18 protein-coding genes and 2 pseudogenes are annotated in these 18,003 nt (G+C 54.6%); all 20 read left to right on the forward strand.

Annotated features, from left to right (window positions below):
* Positions 1-77: 77 nt before the first annotated feature.
* The 20 genes and pseudogenes from JOD24_RS04310 (at position 78) to JOD24_RS04405 (ending at position 17,853) form a co-directional block, all read left to right on the forward strand.
* Positions 78-953 carry an alpha/beta hydrolase gene (locus JOD24_RS04310; RefSeq protein WP_429246407.1) on the forward strand — a complete coding sequence of 292 codons (876 nt, stop codon included), beginning with the start codon at positions 78-80 and terminating at the stop codon, positions 951-953.
* Entirely contained in the window at positions 946-1,719 is a 774-nt protein-coding gene (locus JOD24_RS04315; protein WP_429246408.1) for a 2,3-dihydro-2,3-dihydroxybenzoate dehydrogenase, read from the forward strand. Before JOD24_RS04310 ends, JOD24_RS04315 begins: the two co-directional genes overlap by 8 nt.
* Positions 1,720-1,744: 25 nt before the next feature.
* Entirely contained in the window at positions 1,745-2,983 is a 1,239-nt protein-coding gene (gene dhbC, locus JOD24_RS04320) for an isochorismate synthase DhbC (protein WP_429246409.1), read from the forward strand.
* 2 nt (positions 2,984-2,985) lie between these two features.
* Positions 2,986-4,602: a (2,3-dihydroxybenzoyl)adenylate synthase gene (locus JOD24_RS04325; protein ID WP_429246410.1), complete on the forward strand. Its 1,617-nt coding sequence runs from the start codon at positions 2,986-2,988 to the stop codon at positions 4,600-4,602.
* A gap of 43 nt (positions 4,603-4,645) precedes the next feature.
* Positions 4,646-5,545 (forward strand): isochorismatase, encoded by a 900-nt coding sequence (locus JOD24_RS04330; protein WP_429246411.1) that lies wholly within the window; start codon positions 4,646-4,648, stop codon positions 5,543-5,545.
* Between the two features lie 56 nt (positions 5,546-5,601).
* Positions 5,602-6,912: pseudogene (locus JOD24_RS04335) on the forward strand (condensation domain-containing protein); the annotation flags it as partial.
* Between the two features lie 108 nt (positions 6,913-7,020).
* Positions 7,021-9,536, forward strand: a pseudogene (locus JOD24_RS04340) (amino acid adenylation domain-containing protein).
* Positions 9,520-9,729: an MbtH family protein gene (locus tag JOD24_RS04345; protein ID WP_429246412.1), complete on the forward strand. Its 210-nt coding sequence runs from the start codon at positions 9,520-9,522 to the stop codon at positions 9,727-9,729. Before JOD24_RS04340 ends, JOD24_RS04345 begins: the two are co-directional and overlap by 17 nt.
* Positions 9,730-9,732: 3 nt before the next feature.
* Complete coding sequence (locus JOD24_RS04350) at positions 9,733-11,157, forward strand: DHA2 family efflux MFS transporter permease subunit (RefSeq protein WP_429246413.1); 1,425 nt, start codon at positions 9,733-9,735, stop codon at positions 11,155-11,157.
* Between the two features lie 665 nt (positions 11,158-11,822).
* Positions 11,823-12,278 (forward strand): SMI1/KNR4 family protein, encoded by a 456-nt coding sequence (locus JOD24_RS04355; RefSeq protein ID WP_380164208.1) that lies wholly within the window; start codon positions 11,823-11,825, stop codon positions 12,276-12,278.
* 267 nt (positions 12,279-12,545) lie between these two features.
* Positions 12,546-13,628 carry a GspE/PulE family protein gene (locus JOD24_RS04360; RefSeq protein WP_380164206.1) on the forward strand — a complete coding sequence of 361 codons (1,083 nt, stop codon included), beginning with the start codon at positions 12,546-12,548 and terminating at the stop codon, positions 13,626-13,628.
* Complete coding sequence (locus JOD24_RS04365) at positions 13,621-14,667, forward strand: type II secretion system F family protein (RefSeq protein ID WP_380164204.1); 1,047 nt, start codon at positions 13,621-13,623, stop codon at positions 14,665-14,667. Before JOD24_RS04360 ends, JOD24_RS04365 begins: the two co-directional genes overlap by 8 nt.
* A complete protein-coding gene (locus JOD24_RS04370) occupies positions 14,664-15,026 on the forward strand; it encodes a competence type IV pilus major pilin ComGC (RefSeq protein WP_429246414.1) in 363 nt (120 codons plus the stop codon). Before JOD24_RS04365 ends, JOD24_RS04370 begins: the two co-directional genes overlap by 4 nt.
* Positions 15,027-15,060: 34 nt before the next feature.
* A complete protein-coding gene (locus JOD24_RS04375; protein ID WP_380164249.1) occupies positions 15,061-15,468 on the forward strand; it encodes a GspH/FimT family pseudopilin in 408 nt (135 codons plus the stop codon).
* Positions 15,465-15,830: a prepilin-type N-terminal cleavage/methylation domain-containing protein gene (locus JOD24_RS04380; RefSeq protein WP_380164200.1), complete on the forward strand. Its 366-nt coding sequence runs from the start codon at positions 15,465-15,467 to the stop codon at positions 15,828-15,830. Before JOD24_RS04375 ends, JOD24_RS04380 begins: the two co-directional genes overlap by 4 nt.
* Positions 15,713-16,291 carry a hypothetical protein gene (locus tag JOD24_RS04385; protein WP_380164198.1) on the forward strand — a complete coding sequence of 193 codons (579 nt, stop codon included), beginning with the start codon at positions 15,713-15,715 and terminating at the stop codon, positions 16,289-16,291. Before JOD24_RS04380 ends, JOD24_RS04385 begins: the two co-directional genes overlap by 118 nt.
* Entirely contained in the window at positions 16,288-16,662 is a 375-nt protein-coding gene (locus tag JOD24_RS04390; protein WP_380164196.1) for a hypothetical protein, read from the forward strand. The genes JOD24_RS04385 and JOD24_RS04390 overlap by 4 nt, the downstream gene beginning before the upstream one ends.
* 146 nt (positions 16,663-16,808) lie before the next feature.
* A complete protein-coding gene (locus tag JOD24_RS04395) occupies positions 16,809-16,961 on the forward strand; it encodes an SHOCT domain-containing protein (RefSeq protein ID WP_380164194.1) in 153 nt (50 codons plus the stop codon).
* A gap of 120 nt (positions 16,962-17,081) precedes the next feature.
* The gene (locus tag JOD24_RS04400; protein WP_380164192.1) at positions 17,082-17,606 is read left to right on the forward strand and encodes a shikimate kinase; all 525 of its coding nucleotides are present in this window, start codon (positions 17,082-17,084) and stop codon (positions 17,604-17,606) included.
* A 43-nt stretch (positions 17,607-17,649) separates the two neighbouring features.
* Positions 17,650-17,853, forward strand: a complete 204-nt coding sequence (locus tag JOD24_RS04405; RefSeq protein ID WP_380164190.1) for a YqzE family protein — start codon at positions 17,650-17,652, stop codon at positions 17,851-17,853.
* Positions 17,854-18,003 lie beyond the last annotated feature (150 nt).

Here is an 18,003-nt window from a genome sequence, read left to right on the forward strand (position 1 = left end):
CTAGAATGTGAAACTCCATCCCTACCGCTCGCTAGATGGAAATCACCACGCATCTAGGTGTTGTTGAGGAAGGATGTATGATTCCAGAGGAATGTTCTGTAACGTGGAGTTTGACGGAAAGCTGCGGAGTGGTTTTACCGCGCACCCATCGGCGCTTGATGTGTTCGCACATCGAAAATCGATCCTATCGCATTCTGGTGGCAGTCCCAGAGGGTGAGCCGCCTCCTGAGGGGTATCCAGTGTTCTACTTGTTGGACGCCAACGCAGTCTTTGCAACGATGGTAGAGGCGATGCGAGTGCAATCCGGTCGCTCGGAGAAGACCGGTGCGGTTCCAGCGGTGATCGTCGGGATCGGTTATCCGACGGATCAACCCTTTTCCCCCGATCGTTTCTATGATTTTACGTATCCGATATCTAGAGAGGAACAACCCTTGACTCGAGAGGGGAAAGCATGGCCTCGATGCGGAGGGGCAGAAAACTTTCTCTCCTTTATCGAGGAAGAGCTGAAACCGGAAATTGAGGACCTGCTTCCGATTGATAAAGCGAATCAGGCGATTGTCGGCCATTCCCTCGGCGGCCTCTTTGTGTTGCAGGTGCTTTTGAATCGACCGGAGGCTTTTCGAACCTATGTGGCCGGCAGTCCGTCCATCCATTGGGATTGGAGACGACTGCAGGAGCAGGAAAGAAGATTCGCCGACCGTTTGGAGCGAAAACCCATCGAAGCGCGGGTGTTGATCGCGGTGGGGGAGTTGGAAAAAAATCATCCCAGCCGCATGTATGAAAATGCTCAGGAGCTATCCGGGCGTCTGGGGGCTTTTTCCCGGCGAGGCGTGTACACGGAGTTTGAGGTATTTGCCAAGGAAAACCATGGATCAGTGCTGCCGATCTTGGTCAGCCGGTCGCTCCGATTTGCCCACCGTCCAGGAGATGAAAGGAGACACGACAATGGATGATGGAAGGATTGTATTGGTGACAGGGGCTGCCCAGGGGATTGGGGCTGCAGTATCCAAGACCTTTGCCGAAAGAGGAGATGTCGTCGCTGCCGTAGATCAGAATGGAGAGGGACTGGATCGGATGGTGGCCGGGCTAGGCGATGCGGGCTCCTCGGTTCGGACTTTCACCGCAGATGTGCGGGAGAGTTCAACCGTGGACGAGGTGGTGGATCGCATTGAGGCGGAAATGGGCCCGATCGGCGTACTGGTCAATGTCGCCGGTGTATTGCACACGGGGGCGGTCGCCAGCTACAGCGATAAGGATTGGGAGACGACACTGGCGGTGAACCTGACGGGTGTTTTTCATCTGTGCCGCTCGGTCAGCAAGCATATGATTCCCCGCCGGTCCGGTTCGATTGTCACGATAGGGTCCAACGCGGCCAGTGTTCCACGGATGGACATGGCGGCTTACGCAGCTTCCAAAGCGGGCTCGACGATGTTGACTCAATGTTTGGGATTGGAACTGGCTCCGTATCACATTCGCTGTAACGTGGTTTCTCCGGGGTCGACGGATACGCCGATGCAACGATCGATGTGGAAGGATGAACAGGGGGCGCAGGCCATCATGGAGGGCTCTTTGGAGACGTATCGGCTGGGCATCCCACTTCAAAGATTGGCGGAACCAGAGGATATCGCCCATGCGGTTCTTTATTTGTCTTCTGACGAGGCCCGGCACATTACCATGCACGATCTGCGCGTAGACGGGGGAGCTACCCTGGGTGCTTGAGGCTGACAGAAAGGAGTCGGAACCCATGAACAATCAGGATGCGATGACGAAAACCGACCCTCTCCTGATGGAGGATTACCAGGAGGGCGATCCCTTTTTCTTTTCTTCTCCCCAAGGGACCCTGCTGGCGAAGGGGATCCACGCCGAAACGACGAGTTCGGGAGGGATGGAGGAAGGAAATGGCCTTCTTCGCCAAGTGGACACGCTGTTGGACGAGGCTCGATCTTCTGGACATGAGGACTCGGTCATCGTAGGGGCGGTGCCTTTCGATCCGCAGATGCCAGCCCGGCTCGTTGTGCCAAAACAGGTTCGTTGGGCTGAACCGCAGCACTTTTTTGCTTCGGCTTCGGATACACCGCCATTGGCGTCGATCGAGGCGATTCGCGAGGTTCCGCCGCCATCCTATTATATGCACGCTGTGGAACAAGGATTGAATCTGCTGCAGGCAGGGGAACTGGAAAAAGTGGTGCTGTCCCGGATCATGCAATTCACCTCAGCAGAACCCGTCAGGATTCTCCCACTGCTTCGTAATCTGGTAAGGCATCCATCGAAGGGTTACGTCTTTGCTGTGGATTTGCCACTATCAGACTCCAGAGTGGACGGGAGAGGAGAGGGACGGCGGACGTTGATCGGGGCCAGTCCGGAACTGCTCGTCTCCCGTTCAGGGGGCCATGTGACGGCGAATCCCTTGGCCGGATCCCGGCCACGTAGCGAAGATCCTATGGAAGATCGGCGGCAGGCGGCGGAACTGCTCGAGTCTACTAAGGATCGCTATGAACATGCCTTCGTCGTGGAGGCGGTCTCCGATGCCCTCCGCCCCTATTGTAGGAAACTGGAGGTTCCGGCTGCGCCTTCCCTGGCTCAAACCGAAACCATGTGGCATCTTTCGACTCGTGTGGTCGGTGAACTGAAGGATTCCTCCACTTCGTCGTTGCAACTGGCGACGGCGTTGCACCCAACACCGGCGATCTGTGGAACGCCGACGGATTTAGCCAGGGCGTCGATCCGGGCATTGGAACCCTTTGACCGTGAGTTTTATACAGGCATGGTCGGATGGATGGATGCCGCCGGAGACGGAGAGTGGGTGGTGACGATTCGGTATGCAGAGGTGGAGGGACGTTTGCTCCGGCTCTTTGCAGGTGCAGGAATTGTCCCTGAGTCGATTCCAGATGAGGAGTTGGCGGAAACATCGGCTAAGTTTCAGACGATGCTTCGTGCGATGGGGATGGATCGAGAACCCTTTGAAATCGATGGGAGGGAATGAATATGCTGCCTGGGTTTACACCCTTTCCTGAGGAGTTGGCCGAAGGTTACCGGGCGTTGGGTTGCTGGCGGGGAGAGACTTTCGGTCAGATGTTACGGGAGAGGGCCGAGCGGTACGGTAACCGGACTGCGGTGGTCGGCGGTGAGATCCGCTTAAGTTATCAGGAGCTGGATCGGCAGACGGATCGGTTGGCAGCCGGGTTTTCCGAGCTGGGGATTGAGCTAGGGGATCGCGTGGTGGTTCAGCTCCCCAATATCCCTGAGTTTTTAACAGTATGTTTTGCCTTATTTCGCCTGGGTGCGCTGCCGGTTTTCTCCCTTCCTGCTCACCGGAGCAATGAGATCACATATTTTTGTGAGCATGCCGAAGCATCGGCTTACATTATTCCCGATGTTTATGGAGGATTTGACTATCGGGAATTGGCTAAACATGTTCAAGAGCAAGTCACCACCCTGCAACATGTGATCGTCGTGGGGGAACCGGGGGACTTTCTCTCTCTGGAAGAACTGTACCGCCCCCCGATCTCGTTACCTCCCGTCTCTTCCGAAGAGGTGGCCTTTCTCCAATTATCTGGTGGCAGTACGGGGTTGCCGAAGCTGATTCCTCGGACACATGACGATTATATTTACACCTTGCGGTTGAGCGCTGAAATCTGCGAGCTGGATGAAAACAGTGTATATCTTTGCGTTTTGCCCGTGTCACACAATTACCCGCTCAGTTCACCAGGGCCAGGGGTCCTCGGTACACTGTATGCTGGTGGGCGGGTGGTGCTTTCGCCTACTCCCAGTCCGGACGACGCCTTTCCCCTGATCGAAAAGGAACGGGTAACGATCACCGGGTTGGTTCCACCGTTAGCCCTGGTGTGGACGGAGGCGGTGTCCACCCGTGACAATGATTTGTCCAGTCTCCAGGTGCTGCAGGTCGGCGGGTCCAAGTTGGGTCCCGAAGCTGCCCGAAGAGCCAAAGAGGTGTTCCGTTGTACCTTGCAACAGGTTTTCGGCATGGCGGAGGGACTGGTCAATTACACGAGGCTGGATGACCCCGATGAGATTGTGATTCATACCCAGGGAAGGCCGATGTCTCCCTACGATGAGATTCGCGTAGTGGATGAACAGGGCCAGGATGTGGAACCAGGTGAGGTCGGACAGCTTTTGACCCGAGGTCCCTACACCATTCGCAGGTATTACAAAGCCGATGAACAACATGCAAGTTCCTTTACTCCCGATGGCTATTACCGAACCAGTGATTTGGTGAGAATCACTTCCTCCGGTCATCTGATCGTGGAAGGGCGAATCAAAGACCAAATTAACCGTGGGGGAGACAAAGTGTCGTCGGAAGAGGTGGAAAACCATCTTCTCGCGCATCCAGCCGTCTTCGATGCGGCGGTGGTATCCGTGCCTGACGATTTTTTGGGTGAGCGATCTTGTGCCTACATCATCCCGCGAAGAAAGTCGCCTACAGCAGGGGAACTGAAGTCCTTCCTCAGGGAACGGGGGCTAGCTGTGTACAAGATTCCGGATCAGGTGGAGTTTGTAGATTCTTTCCCTCAGACCGGAGTGGGCAAGGTGAGTAAAAAGGATTTGCGTGAAGCCCTTCGGAAAGGGATGGAATCGGTTTGAGGTGATTTCTCACCGATGATTAAAAGGATAAGGAAGTGATGTGATGTCGTTACCCACGATTTCCCCCTATCCGATGCCTGAGTGGGCAGATCTGCCGCAGAATCGGGTTTCGTGGATACCCGATCCCAAACGGGCGGTTCTGCTCATCCATGATATGCAAAAGTATTTTCTTGCGCCTTACGCCGCTGGAACGTCGCCGGTAACAGAATTAATTCGAAACATTCGATCATTGAAACAACATTGTGACGCCGTTGGCATTCCAGTGATCTACTCGGCGCAGCCTGGAAACCAAAGTACGGAACAGCGAGGATTGCTCGTGGACTTTTGGGGGCCGGGAATGGAGGCGAATCCGGATCAGGCGGAAATGGTCGCTGAACTGGCGTCAGGTGACAACGATCTCGTTATGACGAAATGGCGGTACAGCGCCTTTCAACGGACCGATCTGCTGGAACTCCTGCATCGCCAGCAGCGGGATCAGCTGATCGTCTGCGGTGTTTATGCCCATATCGGATGTTTGCTCACCGCCTGTGAAGCCTATATGCAGGATGTGCAACCCTTTTTCGTGGCTGACGCGGTGGCTGATTTCTCAGAGAAATATCATCGAATGGCGCTGACCTATGTGGCGGAACGATGCGGGATCACGACGACGACCAACCGGTTGCTGGAAGATTTGAAAAAAACACATTCAAAGGCGGAGGTCTCGGATCGTCGCTCTCTGACCCTGGAAGAGGTGCGCGCGCAGGTGGCCCATGTACTCACCTTGGATCCGATGGATTTGGGCAACGAGGAAGACCTCATCAACCGGGGGCTGGATTCGATCCGGATCATGAAATTGGTGGAGCAGTTTCGCCGATCAGGTGTGGAAGTCACCTTCGTTGAGCTGGCGGAGCGTTCGACGATCGCCGATTGGTGGCGACTCCTCGCTTCCCGTTCTCCCCAGTAGATGATAGATGATCAGCAAGCTCACGGACACAGATTCTGATAAAGGAGGTTACGGGCATGTCTGATCGCTATTCCTTGACAGGAGCCCAATCCGGTATGTGGTTTGCACAGCAGCTGGATCCGGAGAATCCGACATACAATGCAGCAGAATATCTCGAGATCCACGGAGAGATCGACCCGGAGTTGTTCGAGAGGGCGTTGCGCCGGACGGTGATGGAAACTGAGGCGTTGCATCTTCGCTTTGGCGAGGAGGATCGAGGACCGTATCAGGTAATGGAGCCCACAGTCGATTGGTCCCTGCACCGCATCGACTTCCGGGGAGAGACGAATCCCCGGGAGGCGGCTCAGGCATGGATGAATACAGATCTCGCTCAACCTGTGGATCCGCGGCAGGGGCCGCTCTTTACTCAAGCGTTGTTCCAGGTGGCGGAGGACCGTTTTTTCTGGTATCAGCGCATCCATCATATCGCGATGGACGGCTATGGATTTTCCCTCATCGCCGGGCGGGTCGCCCAAATCTACACGGCCCTGGCCCAAGGCCGGGAGATCAATTCTGCTGCTTGGGGTTCGATGCGCCTGATTTTGCAGGAAGAAGAGGCTTATCGTCGATCGGAAACATGGGAGCAGGACCGTAAATACTGGTGGGATCGTTTCGCCGATCATCCCGAAGTGGTCAGTCTCGCCGAACGGAGCCAACGGGCTTTTCGCAGTTTCCATCGCCGCTCAGCCCATCTTTCGGCATCGACGATGGATCGCCTGCAGGAGGCGGCCGAGGAAGTGGGGGCCAGTGGGTTGGATGTTGTGGTCGCTACGACGGCGGCTTACATCCACCGGCTAACCCATGCCGAGGACGTGATTCTCGGGTTGCCGATGATGAATCGGTTGGGATCGGCTTCGCTACGAATTCCAGGCATGGTGATGAATGTATTGCCCTTGCGTTTGTCGGTGCAGTCCGAGATGCGTCTGAGGGAACTGATCGATCAGGTTGCGAGAGAGATCGCCTCGATGCGCCGCCATCAGCGGTACCGGCATGAAGAGTTGCGTCGGGAACTGCATCGGGTGGGGGAAGGACGGCGTTTGTTCGGTCCACTGATCAACATTCTGCCTTTTGAGCAGCGGTTTGAATTTGCCGGACATCCCGCCTTCAAGCATCATCTTTCAGCGGGACCGGTGGAGGATCTGTCAATTCATATGTATCCCCGTTCAGATGGCCCAGGGTGGCGACTGGACATGGATGCCAATCCAGCTGTCTACTCCACCGAGGATTTGCAGGAACATCAGAACCGTTTTTTGCGCTTTTTAGAACGAACAGCCGATGGGGATCCACAAGAACTCATCGGGTGCCAGGAGATTCTCGATCCAGAAGAACGGACCCGTCTCCTCGTCGAGTGGAACCGTACGGATCATGGGCAACCGGAAGCGAGCCTGCCGGAACGGTTACGACAACAGGTGGAGCGCAGTCCGGAAGCGATCGCAGTGGTATGTGAGGGGCAGGAGCTGACCTACTGGGAATTGAATGAACGGGCCAACCAGTTGGCTCGTGAGCTGATCGCCCAGGGGGCGGGACCCGAAGGGGTGGTTGCTCTGGCTCTGCCTCGATCAGTGGAGATGATCGTCGGATTACTGGCGACCCTCAAAACGGGAGCCGCCTATCTCCCGCTGGATCCGGGCTATCCGGCGGAGCGGCTGGCTTACATGCTGGAAGACGCTCGCCCCGTGTGTCTGATCACCCATACGACAGTGTCGCAACTGCTGGAGACCGAGGAGATTCCACGAATCCTGCTAGATGCACCAGAGGTGGTCCAGAGGTTGAAAGAGTATCCGGCTACGGATCTGGAGGATGCGGATCGGATCGCCCCTCTGTCGCCCCTTCACCCAGCTTACATCATCTATACCTCGGGTTCCACTGGCAAGCCCAAGGGAGTGGTGGTTCTCCACCGCAGTCTCAATCAATTCCTGGCTGCGATGCAAGAGCAATTTCCCTTGACGGCACAGGATCGACTGCTGGCTGTCACGACCATCGCCTTCGACATCGCTGCTCTGGAAGTCTTCCTTCCTCTACTGGAGGGAGCGGGGTTGGTCCTTGCCACGAAGGAGGCCGTTCGGGATCCAGCGGTGTTGATCCAGAAGATCGCCGATACAGGAGCGACTTTGATGCAGGCGACGCCTTCTCTGTGGCGCTCCCTTCTGGAACAGGATCCGGAGAGAATCCGCGGCCTTCGGGTGTTAGTAGGGGGAGAGGCGTTGCCTGTCGATTTGCTGAAGAAGTTGCAACAGGCGGTCTGTCCCGTGGTCAATCTCTATGGCCCCACGGAAACCACCATCTGGTCTACACTTCAATCCCTGGATGAGGGAACCGAGGGTGCTCCACCGATTGGACGTCCGCTCTGGAATACCCAGGTGTATATCTTGGATCGCCACCTGCAACCGGTGCCGCCTGGGGTGGCCGGGGAGCTGTATATTGCAGGTGGCGGGCTGGCACGGGGATACCATGGCCGTCCGGGACTGACTGCCGAGCGATTTGTGGCGAATCCCTTCGGTTCCCCTGGCAGCCGCATGTATCGTAGCGGCGACCTGGCCCGGTGGCGCAAAGATGGGACCCTGGATTATATCGGCCGGGTGGACCATCAGGTGAAGATGCGTGGGTTCCTAGAAATTGAAGTGGTGATGGCTCAGCACCCTGAAGTCGCTCAGGTGGCGGTACTGGCCCGGGAAGACCGTCCGGGGGATTCGCGGTTGGTGGCCTATGTGGTTCCCACGGCGACAAAAACTCCCGAGCCGGCGGAATTGCGCCAGTATGCATCCCGCAGTCTGCCTGATTATATGGTGCCCGGGGCTGTGGTCATCCTTCCAGAGATGCCGCTGACACCCAATGGCAAGTTGGACCGAAAGGCGTTGCCGGCACCGGTTGTTGAAGGAGAGGGAAAAAGCCGCTCCCCGCGGACAGCCCAGGAAGAGGTATTGTGCGGGCTGTTTGCGGAGGTGTTGGGACTTTCCCAGGTGGGGATCGACGACGGCTTTTTCGAGTTAGGAGGCCACTCCCTGTTGGCAGTCCGGTTGGTGAGCCGAATCCGGGAAGTGCTGGGTGTGGATTTGGGAGTAGGGACCCTGTTTGAAGCCCCCACTGTGGCCGGTCTCTCCAAGCGTCTGGAACGGGGAGACCATGGGAATGCGCTGGAGGTGTTGCTCCCACTCCGTTCCCACGGAACGCGTCCTCCTTTGTTTTGTATCCACCCGGCAGGAGGGCTCAGCTGGTGCTATGCCGGTCTAATGCGACATCTGGGTCCAGAAGATCCGATTTACGGTTTGCAGGCTCGAGGAATCGCCCGCAGGGAGCCTTTGCCGGGGACACGGAGATGGCTGTAGATTACATGAATCAGATGCGCCGCATTCAACCGACGGGTCCCTACTATCTTTTGGGTTGGTCTCTCGGAGGTAATGTCGCCCATGCGATCGCCTGCGAACTACAGAAGCGGGGTGAGGAGGTTGCGATGCTTGCCCTACTCGACGCCTATCCAAGCCATTTCCTTTCCATCGCGGAGATCCCTGGCGAACAAGAGGCGTTGATTGCTCTGCTGGCATTGGGGGGATATGATCCGGAAAATCTACAGAACCAGCCGCTCACCCTGGACAACGTGATGGATCTGCTCCGTCAGGATGGAAGTGCGCTGGCCAGCTTCGAGGAATCGGTGATTATGAACCTGAAGCAAGCGTATGTCAATTCCGTCCGCCTACTGGGGGAATCGACTCCCCAACGTTACCGCGGGGATCTGCTGTTTTTCCGGTCGACGGTAATTCCCGACTGGCTGGATCCCATCTCCCCGGAGATGTGGAATCCCTATATGGAGGGAGAGATGAAGCAGTATCACATCGACTGTCGCCACAAGGATATGTGTCAGCCCGGACCGATCGCCGAGATCGGCGGGATTCTGGCGGAGAACCTGAATCGTTTGCACCGTGGGAGGAGGATGTTGAATGATCAATCCCTTTGAGAATCCGGAGGGGAGGTATGTAGTGCTGATCAATGGAGAGGGAGAGTATTCCCTCTGGCTCGATTCCATCCAGGTGCCGGAGGGCTGGACAAGGGTGTATGGGCCGGTTCCACGGCAGAACGCGCTGGATTACATTGAAGCCGAATGGACGGATATGCGTCCCGTCAGTATCCGTTCCAGGAGTCACTCCTAGGGAATGAACCAGTTATCGCCCGATGGACAGAAGAAGGTCGTCGGTCTGGTCTATGTGCTGGCGATGTTTATGGCTGCAATGGACGGCACCATCGTGACCGTGGCTATGGTGACGATCAGTCAGGATCTGCAGGTCCCCCCTTCTGCCATGGGAAGCGTCAATATCACCTATTTGGTCAGTTTAGCCGCTTGTCTCCCGATCTCCGGGTGGCTCGGAGACCGGTATGGATCTAAACGCATCTTTTTGTTGGCAATCGGCATATTTACAGTCGCTTCCGCCCTGTGTGGGATGTCCACAAATTTGACGTCCCTCAACCTATTTCGGGCACTTCAGGGGGTCGGAGGTGGCTTGCTGACGCCGCTGGGACTGACGATTTTGCTCCGAAGGTTTTCTCCAGCGGAACGGATTCGCATTTCTCGTTATCTGATGGTTCCCATTGCACTGGCTCCCGCGATGGGGCCGATTCTAGGCGGATTTTTGGTGGACTTTACCTCTTGGCATTGGATTTTCTATGTCAACCTTCCTGTTGGTATGTTGTGCTTGCTCCTGGGTTCTCTCTTTCTGCAGGAGTACCGGGAAGAACATCGCCATTCCTTTGATCTTCCGGGATTTTTACTCTCTGCGCCGGGACTGGCTTTGACGATGTACGCCTTCACCCAGGGGACGGCCCGGGGCTGGAGTTCCCCGGAGATTGGGGGCACACTTCTGCTGGGATTGCTCCTCAGTTTCCTCTTTGTCCGTCGGGAACTGCGAGGGGATCAACCGATGTTGAATGTGCGTTTATATTCAGAGCGGCTGTTTCGCCAGATGGGATGGATCTCCCTGCTCATTGCGGCAGGGTTGCAGGGCATGATCTATATTGTTCCGCTCATGTATCAGGATGCCCTGGGTGCCTCCGCCTTTGAAGCGGGGCTTACCACATTTCCGGAAGCTCTCGGTCTGATGGCGGCGTCCCAGTTGGTTCCCATCTTGTATGAGAGATGGGGTCCGCGAAGATTGATGGTTACAGCACTGATCTGTGCCATCGGGATGTTCGGGCTACTCTGTATAGTGCAGACAGATACGAACCCCTGGATGGTTCGCCTCTTGTTGTTTTTCGCTGGCTTCTTTCTGGGGCATGGGGTGGGGGTGGTGCAGGCTTCCGCTTTCAACCGGCTTTCCCCCTCTGCCATGGGGCATGCCTCCACCCTGTTCCATGTTCAGAACCGATTGGGAGCCGCGATCGGCATGGTGTCACTGACGGGAATACTGGCTGGAGTGGGCGTAGCTTCCAATCTGAACGCTTATAAGATGGCTATTTTGGGAGCGATCCTCTTTTTAATAGCGGCCCTGGGAGTGGCACTTCGCTTTCGCGATGAAGACGCCCTTGTGGAGAAGTCCCCCAATGTACAGAAAGCCCCGGTTACAGCCTTAAAAAGTGAAAGCTGAGAGGAACCGGACGGATGTATGGAATATGAGCAGATACAGGCTAGAGATAGATAGACTCCGACAGCGTTTTTCCAAGCAAGCCCCCCAATAAGAAAAGCCCCCTATAGGATGGTGAAATAGAGATCGAAGCAGGGCTGTTGATTAACCAGAAAATAGGTGGCGGAAGGGAGTCGTGTGCTGCCAAAGCGACCTTTGCGCCACGGGCACTACAATCTCGATAGCAAGGTAGCCATCCTACCCAGCGGAGAAGTCTTACGAGAGGGCGTTTAGGGGCAACATTCTTCCTTGTGTTGCTTCCGTAAGGCTTTGCCCCTGCCCGATGGTCAGATTTGGAGCGGCCAGTCATTACTTCCTTGCTGGATGGCGACGGTCGCGTGGGTGAACACGATCCCCCACCCAAAATATAGATAATCAACACGTCTGCTTTCTGATATATACGGAATACTTCCCTTCCCCACCTGTTGAAGACCCAAGTGGAGGCAAAGGGAAACTCGTCACATTCACTGTTGTCTGGTTCTTCATGCAACTTCTTACACTCTTCAATGTGTGAGCTTTGGAGATCGCTGTTAACTGGCGATCTGAGAAGACAATTCACACTGGTGGACGAGAAAATCTGGGGTGGTGGACGTGAATTTAGAAATTGAAAATAAGGGGAGTAGTCGAAAATGGAAAAACCAATTATTTGGAAATATAGCTTGTCACCGATTTCCGAGGAGGTTCTAAGGGAAAAAGAGCAAAAGTTAGGTATTCAGCTACCGGAGGACTTCAGAAAAGTGTTTGTCGAAAATCATGGAGGGATTCCATTTCCATCTTGCTATTATCTTGATGGTTGCAGCATGAGCTTTGGGCAATTGCTTACGTTAATGGAAGGCGAAGAAGAACTTGAATTTTTGGAAGCTAATACTGATATCCATCGAGAAGAGATCGGCATGTCGGAAAATGTGATTATCTTTGCTACTGATCCAGCAGGAAACTATTTGTGTTTTGATTACAATCAATTGAATGATGGATACCCCGCGATCATCTTTTGGGATCATGAAGTAGAGGGCGGGAATGCTGAGAAGATCTGTAACACATTTACCGAGCTACTTGATATGCTTCATGATGATGAGGAAGATTAAGCGCCCCCACTCACAGGTAGACTGGGCTACCCGATGAGTGCAAAAAACTGTCCCATAGTCTGGACCGTTTTTTGTATAGGAGTCCTAAAAAAGGCTTAAATCCCAATCTTTTCAGAGGGGACTGCAAGGCCTCTTTTTTTGTGCTTATTTCGGCGAGGCTTGGAAAATTCAAAAAGGATATTTTGTCGTAGAAGGAAGGATTTCGGATATCCATGTCGAAATCTAGTCAGGAGTCATAAAATTTTCCAATGAATGGAGGTGGTGGTAATGGATGCGGCTCAGTATGCCACCCGGCTGTTGGAGGAGGCCATCGATAGCCGGGCATCGGATATCCATATTGAACCCCGAGAAGAAGAGTTGTGTATCCGGCAACGGGTGGATGGGTTTTTGGTTTCCGTCGATTCGTTGCCCCGGGAGGAGATGTATCCGCTGATTTCCCGGATCAAGGTAATGGGCCATCTGGATATCGGGGAGAAACGTTTGCCACAGGATGGAGCACTGACCGTGACTCATCAGGGGGAACGGGTAGATGTCCGAATCTCCAGCATGCCGACGCTACACGGGGAAAAGCTGGTTCTACGGTTACTACGCAACCGGCCGGAGCGGATGACCTTGTCTGAGTTGGGAATGGGAGCCGATGAAAAAAAGCGGGTAGAGGGGATCATCCGCCGCCCGGGAGGATTGGTCCTGGTCACAGGACCGACGGGTTCAGGCAAGACGACGACTCTCTATGCTATTCTCCAGGATCTGAACCGGGAAGAGTTGAACCTGGTCACCCTGGAGGACCCCATTGAATTTCAATTGTCCGGGGTGAATCAGATTCAAGTGAATCCCAAGGCAGGCCTCACCTTCGCCCGAGGACTTCGGGCGGTGCTCCGCCAGGATCCGAACATCATCATGGTAGGAGAAATACGGGACGAAGAGACTGCAGACATCGCGATCCGGGCGGCTTTGACAGGGCACTTGGTGTTGTCTTCCCTGCATACGGTGGATACCTGCAGCTCGGTGACGCGACTGCTGGATATGGGCGTCGCCCCATACCGGATCGCATCCGCTTTGACCGGGGTGGTGGCGCAACGGCTGGTTCGCCTGATCTGCCAAGAATGTAAGGGAAAAGGATGCGAAGATTGCCGTCAGACGGGGTATCGGAACCGAACCGGGGTGTTTGAAGTGTTGGAGGTGGAAGAGGACTTCCATCCTTTGATTGTGGAGCGGGCACCGCTGTCCCGACTGAGACAAAACCTCAGAACGGCAGGGATGCGTTCCCTGTCGGAAGCCACTCTGGAAAAAGTGATGACCGGGGAGACGACCATTTCCGAATACCACCGGGTGGTGGATGTTCATGAGTAAGGAACGGAAACGTAGGTGGAATGCCAATCGACTGGCTCTCTTTAGTCAGCATCTGGCCAATCTGTTGGAAGCAGGATTCCCTCTGGTACCCAGTATTCGCCTGTTGTCGGAGCAGGGAGTGATTGAGGCTGGGGAAGCAGATCGAATACTTGGGTCACTGGATCAGGGAAAAAGCTTGTCGGCGGCACTAGAGGCAGAAGGGATGCCTGCGCTGTTCACCTCCCTGATCCGAGCAGCGGAAGAGCATGGAGATTACGGGTTCGGTCTGAAACAGTGTGAAGTGTACTATCGGGAACGAGGGCGCTTGATCCGGGAATTGACCCGGGCCCTCACGTATCCTCTGGTGGTGCTGATCCTGGTGGGATTCGCCTTCTTGTTCCTGATGACCACAGTGGTGCCTCGTTTTTCGGAGATGTATGAGACGATGGGCTTGACTTTGCCCCTTTATACCCGGATCTTTTTGCGCATCCATCAGTCCCTGCAGACAGGCTTCTTCGGCTTGATCGCCGCTTTGGCCTTGTTTGGCATCGCCTGGCTATACATCCGGCGGCTGCCCCCTGAACGAAAGAGACGGTGGACTTCCCCGCTGTATTCCTTGCCGGTGGTTCGTTCTTTTTTCACCTTGCGGTTTACTCACTACCTAGGCATCCAACTGGGTTCGCTATTGAAATCCGGGCTTCCCCTGCTGAAAGCAGTGGAAGTGATGGACTCCCTTGCCCCTTGGGATCCTTTTCGCAGGGGGATCTTTCGGGTGCGGGAACAGCTGTTGGCCGGGGAATCCCTGCATCAGGCGCTGAAGCGGGAAGAAAAGCTGTTTTTGCCCTCTTTGCCGGGGTTGGTGGCCCTGGGGGAGGAAACGGGATCTTTGGATCGGTCGCTGCTCAGTCTGGCTCAAGGGACTGAGCTGATGATCAAGGAGCGGTTGGACCGGTTTACCCACAGCTTGGAACCGATACTGATATTCATCATCGGAGTGCTGATGGCAGCTACGGTTCTAGCTCTGTTTTTGCCGATGTTGCATCTGGTGGAAGCGATTTGAGCAAAGGAGTGGGAAAATTGAATTTCCGAAAATTAAAGCGGGATGAGCGGGGGTTTACCCTGATTGAGATGTTGGTGGTGTTATTCGTGATCGCTGTCATCATCGCCATCGCCCTTCCCAACCTCAAAGCAGCAGGGGAGTCGGCCCAGAGTCGGGCCTGTGAGGCCAATCGCAAGCTGATCGGCTCCCAGGCGGACAATTATTATCTGGAGTTGGGGAGTTATCCGAGCAGCGTGAGGCAGATGAAGAGAAGAGGGTATCTCCGCACGGTTCCCACCTGTCCCGCCAAAGGGAAATATTCGATCCACAAGAATGCCAGCGTGGAAAAGCGGGTGAAATGTAGTATCCATGGGAATTAAAAGGGGATGGCGCGGGGAGGAAGGGTGGAGTTTGGTGGAGCTGTCCCTGACCCTCATCCTGGCGGGACTGATCACATCACTGGCTTTGCCGGCATTTGCCCAGTGGGGGGATCGATTGGAGCAGGAACAGTTCATGGAACTTTTTTCCGAGGACATCCGCTTGGCTCAGCGAGAGGCGTCGGTTCGGGAAGAGGTGACATTTTTGCAGGTGGATACAAAAGGGGGAGTGTACTCTATCCACCGGGGAGAGGAACGGTTGCGGGAAGAAAAGGTGCCGGCCCGTTATCGGCTAGAGAGTAACTATCCGTCCCATCGTTTGGTTTTTCAACCTTCGGGACAGGCCCGGGGTGGCACCTTCCGCTTGAAGAAGAATGGGAAGACAGTGGGGCGGATCGTGGTACAGGTGGCCTCAGGTAGACCTCGTGTGGAGGTGGTGCCATGATCCGCGGGGAAGAGGGGTTCACCTTGGCGGAAACGGTCACCGCCCTGATGGTGTTCGGGGTGCTGGTGTCTGTAGCCCTGCCTATTCTCGGAGAGCTCCAGATCCGTCATCATTCCCATGCTCAACGGATGGAAGCGCATCTTCTCCTCCAATCCGAGATGGAACGGGTACAATCTTCTGCGGTCCCGGTTCCGGCGACAGGTGAGAAAAACAAGAAAGGGAAAGGGGTGAACTATCGGATCCGGTGGGAAAAAAAGTATGCCGAGCCGCATTTGGCAGGCGTGTTTGTGGAGATTACCTGGAAGGATGCGAGCCAGAAGCGGCAAAAGGAGTCGCTCAAAGGATTAAGCTTCCGGCGCTGATCCGGGAAGAGAGCGGCTTTACCTATGTGGAGCTGGCTGTGGTGCTGTCCCTCCTGGCCCTGTTGATTCCGGTTGTGTTGGGTGTCAGTTTGGGACTGGAGAGTGGATTGAAAAAGATGGTGGCTGAACAACAACTTCACTCTGGGGCAGAGACCTTTATCGCTGATGTCCGGAATGATCTGCGCAGAGGGGAAAATTTTCGACTCACCTCTACAGGATGGTTGTTGTTTGATTTGCCGGAAGGGGAGACGATCCGTTACAAACATCAGAAGCGCCGGATCATCCGCAGTGTGCGGCCACCGGGAGCCTCGCGCTTTCAGGGGACGACGATCCTTTTGGAAGATGTCTATTTCATCGGATTCGATCCTGGGTCAGACGGGGTCCGGATCGATCTGGGTCTGCAAAATTGGCATGGGGATTGGGATGCCACATTTTTTGTCCGAGGGAGGTTGGCACAGTGATTCAGGATGAGCGGGGGATCGCCCTCCCTTTTGTGCTGGCGGTGACGGTCCTGGCCTTTTTGCTGACGACGGCAGCCTTGACCAGCTACACATACTCATTCAAAGGGATCCAGATGGAAATGAAGCGAGTTCGGGCCCAATACGCGGCGGAGAGCGGCATTGCCCGTATGCAACAGAAGGTGTGTGACGATCCTGCTTGGAACCAATCCCTGTCCACCCCGATGAACGGCATGAAAACCGAAACCCGCATCGAAGGAACAGGGGGAAACCGGGTGCGAATTCACTCTGTCGCTAAGGGTAAAAAAGTCCGGCAGACAATCCGAGTGGAGGTGGAGCCAAAAACATGTGAAGTGCTTCGGTGGGGGCCTTAGGGTGGGGAGAATCCGTCTGTATGACAGGCGGCTTTTCTCATACCCAAATTCTTTGTGACATCAGAGAAAAATAGCACTATGGTTTTTGGAATGCCAAACATAAAAATGACTTTATCAAAGCCAAACAACTTATCGAACAATACCAAATGGAGCTGGAGAGTAATTCAATACCGACATTATCCACATCCACTAATCTTACTGCTGCAGGGCAGATCCGGGAACTTGTGAAATTACGTGACGACGGAATAATAACTCCCGCTGAGTTTGAAGCATCTAAGCAGAAGCTTCTGGGATTCTAAAAAAAGCGGCCGGATTGGGCACCACTTCTGATCACTCCTTGGCACACAATCATCATCCACCGTATCCTCCGCGGGGCGTGATATAATGGCGAAAACCTGGGAGCGGAGGAGAGGGAAAAGATGGATAAGCACATCATTGTGATTGGATTTATGGGTACGGGAAAAAGTACCGTCGGAGAAATTCTGGCAGAAAAGTTGGCATGCTCCTGGCTGGATACGGATACGGAAGTGGAGCGAATTTCCGAAAAAAAGATTTCCCACCTCTTCGATGAAGGAGGAGAGGCCCATTTTCGCCTGTGGGAGAAAAAGGTGTTGAAGCAAGTGTTAGAGCAAGCACCGGGGGTGATCACCACCGGTGGCGGGATAGTTCTCGATCCTGAAAATGTGTCCTGGATTCGTTCCCATGGATGGGTGGTGGCCCTAGATGCTTCAGAAGAAGAACTGGTGCGACGGCTGGCTACAGATCAATCCCGTCCGCTGTTGCGAGGAGGCGCCCAACAATGGGTGCGGGATCTGAAGCGGGAACGGCAGGGGGTGTACGATTTTGCAGATTTATTTCTGGATACTACAGAGAGCTCTCCAGAAGAGATAGTGGTAAAAATTATCCAACGATGGAAAGAGATCGCTGGAGGTTCCGGGATTTAAACCTTTCTTCCCTGGTTAAACTGGAACCAGGGAGGTGCAGACCGTGTCGACAAATGATTATTTGAAATTCCTGGTTCAAGAGATGGTTAAATACATGGATACGCCCAGGGAAGAGCGTCGTCAAGCCCGCACCCTCCGTCGGGAACAGCGGATGCACTGGACATACCGCTTCTTTGGTATGATCCCTTTTGGTATGAAAATGTTTGTGGGCCAACAGAAAAAGCGTTTCAAGGGCGGATCGCAGTGAAACAGGAGCATAAATCTTACCAATGGGTCCACCTGGATGACCGCTCCAATGTGATCGAGGATATCACCGAAGCCGAGGAGAACCTGAATCGGCTCCTTTAGGATCGGGTAGCATTAATCGCTTATGTGAAGAATGGAGAAGAATAACTGT

It is taken from the genome of Kroppenstedtia sanguinis (genome assembly GCF_050433445.1).
Taxonomy (GTDB): domain Bacteria; phylum Bacillota; class Bacilli; order Thermoactinomycetales; family DSM-45169; genus Kroppenstedtia; species Kroppenstedtia sanguinis.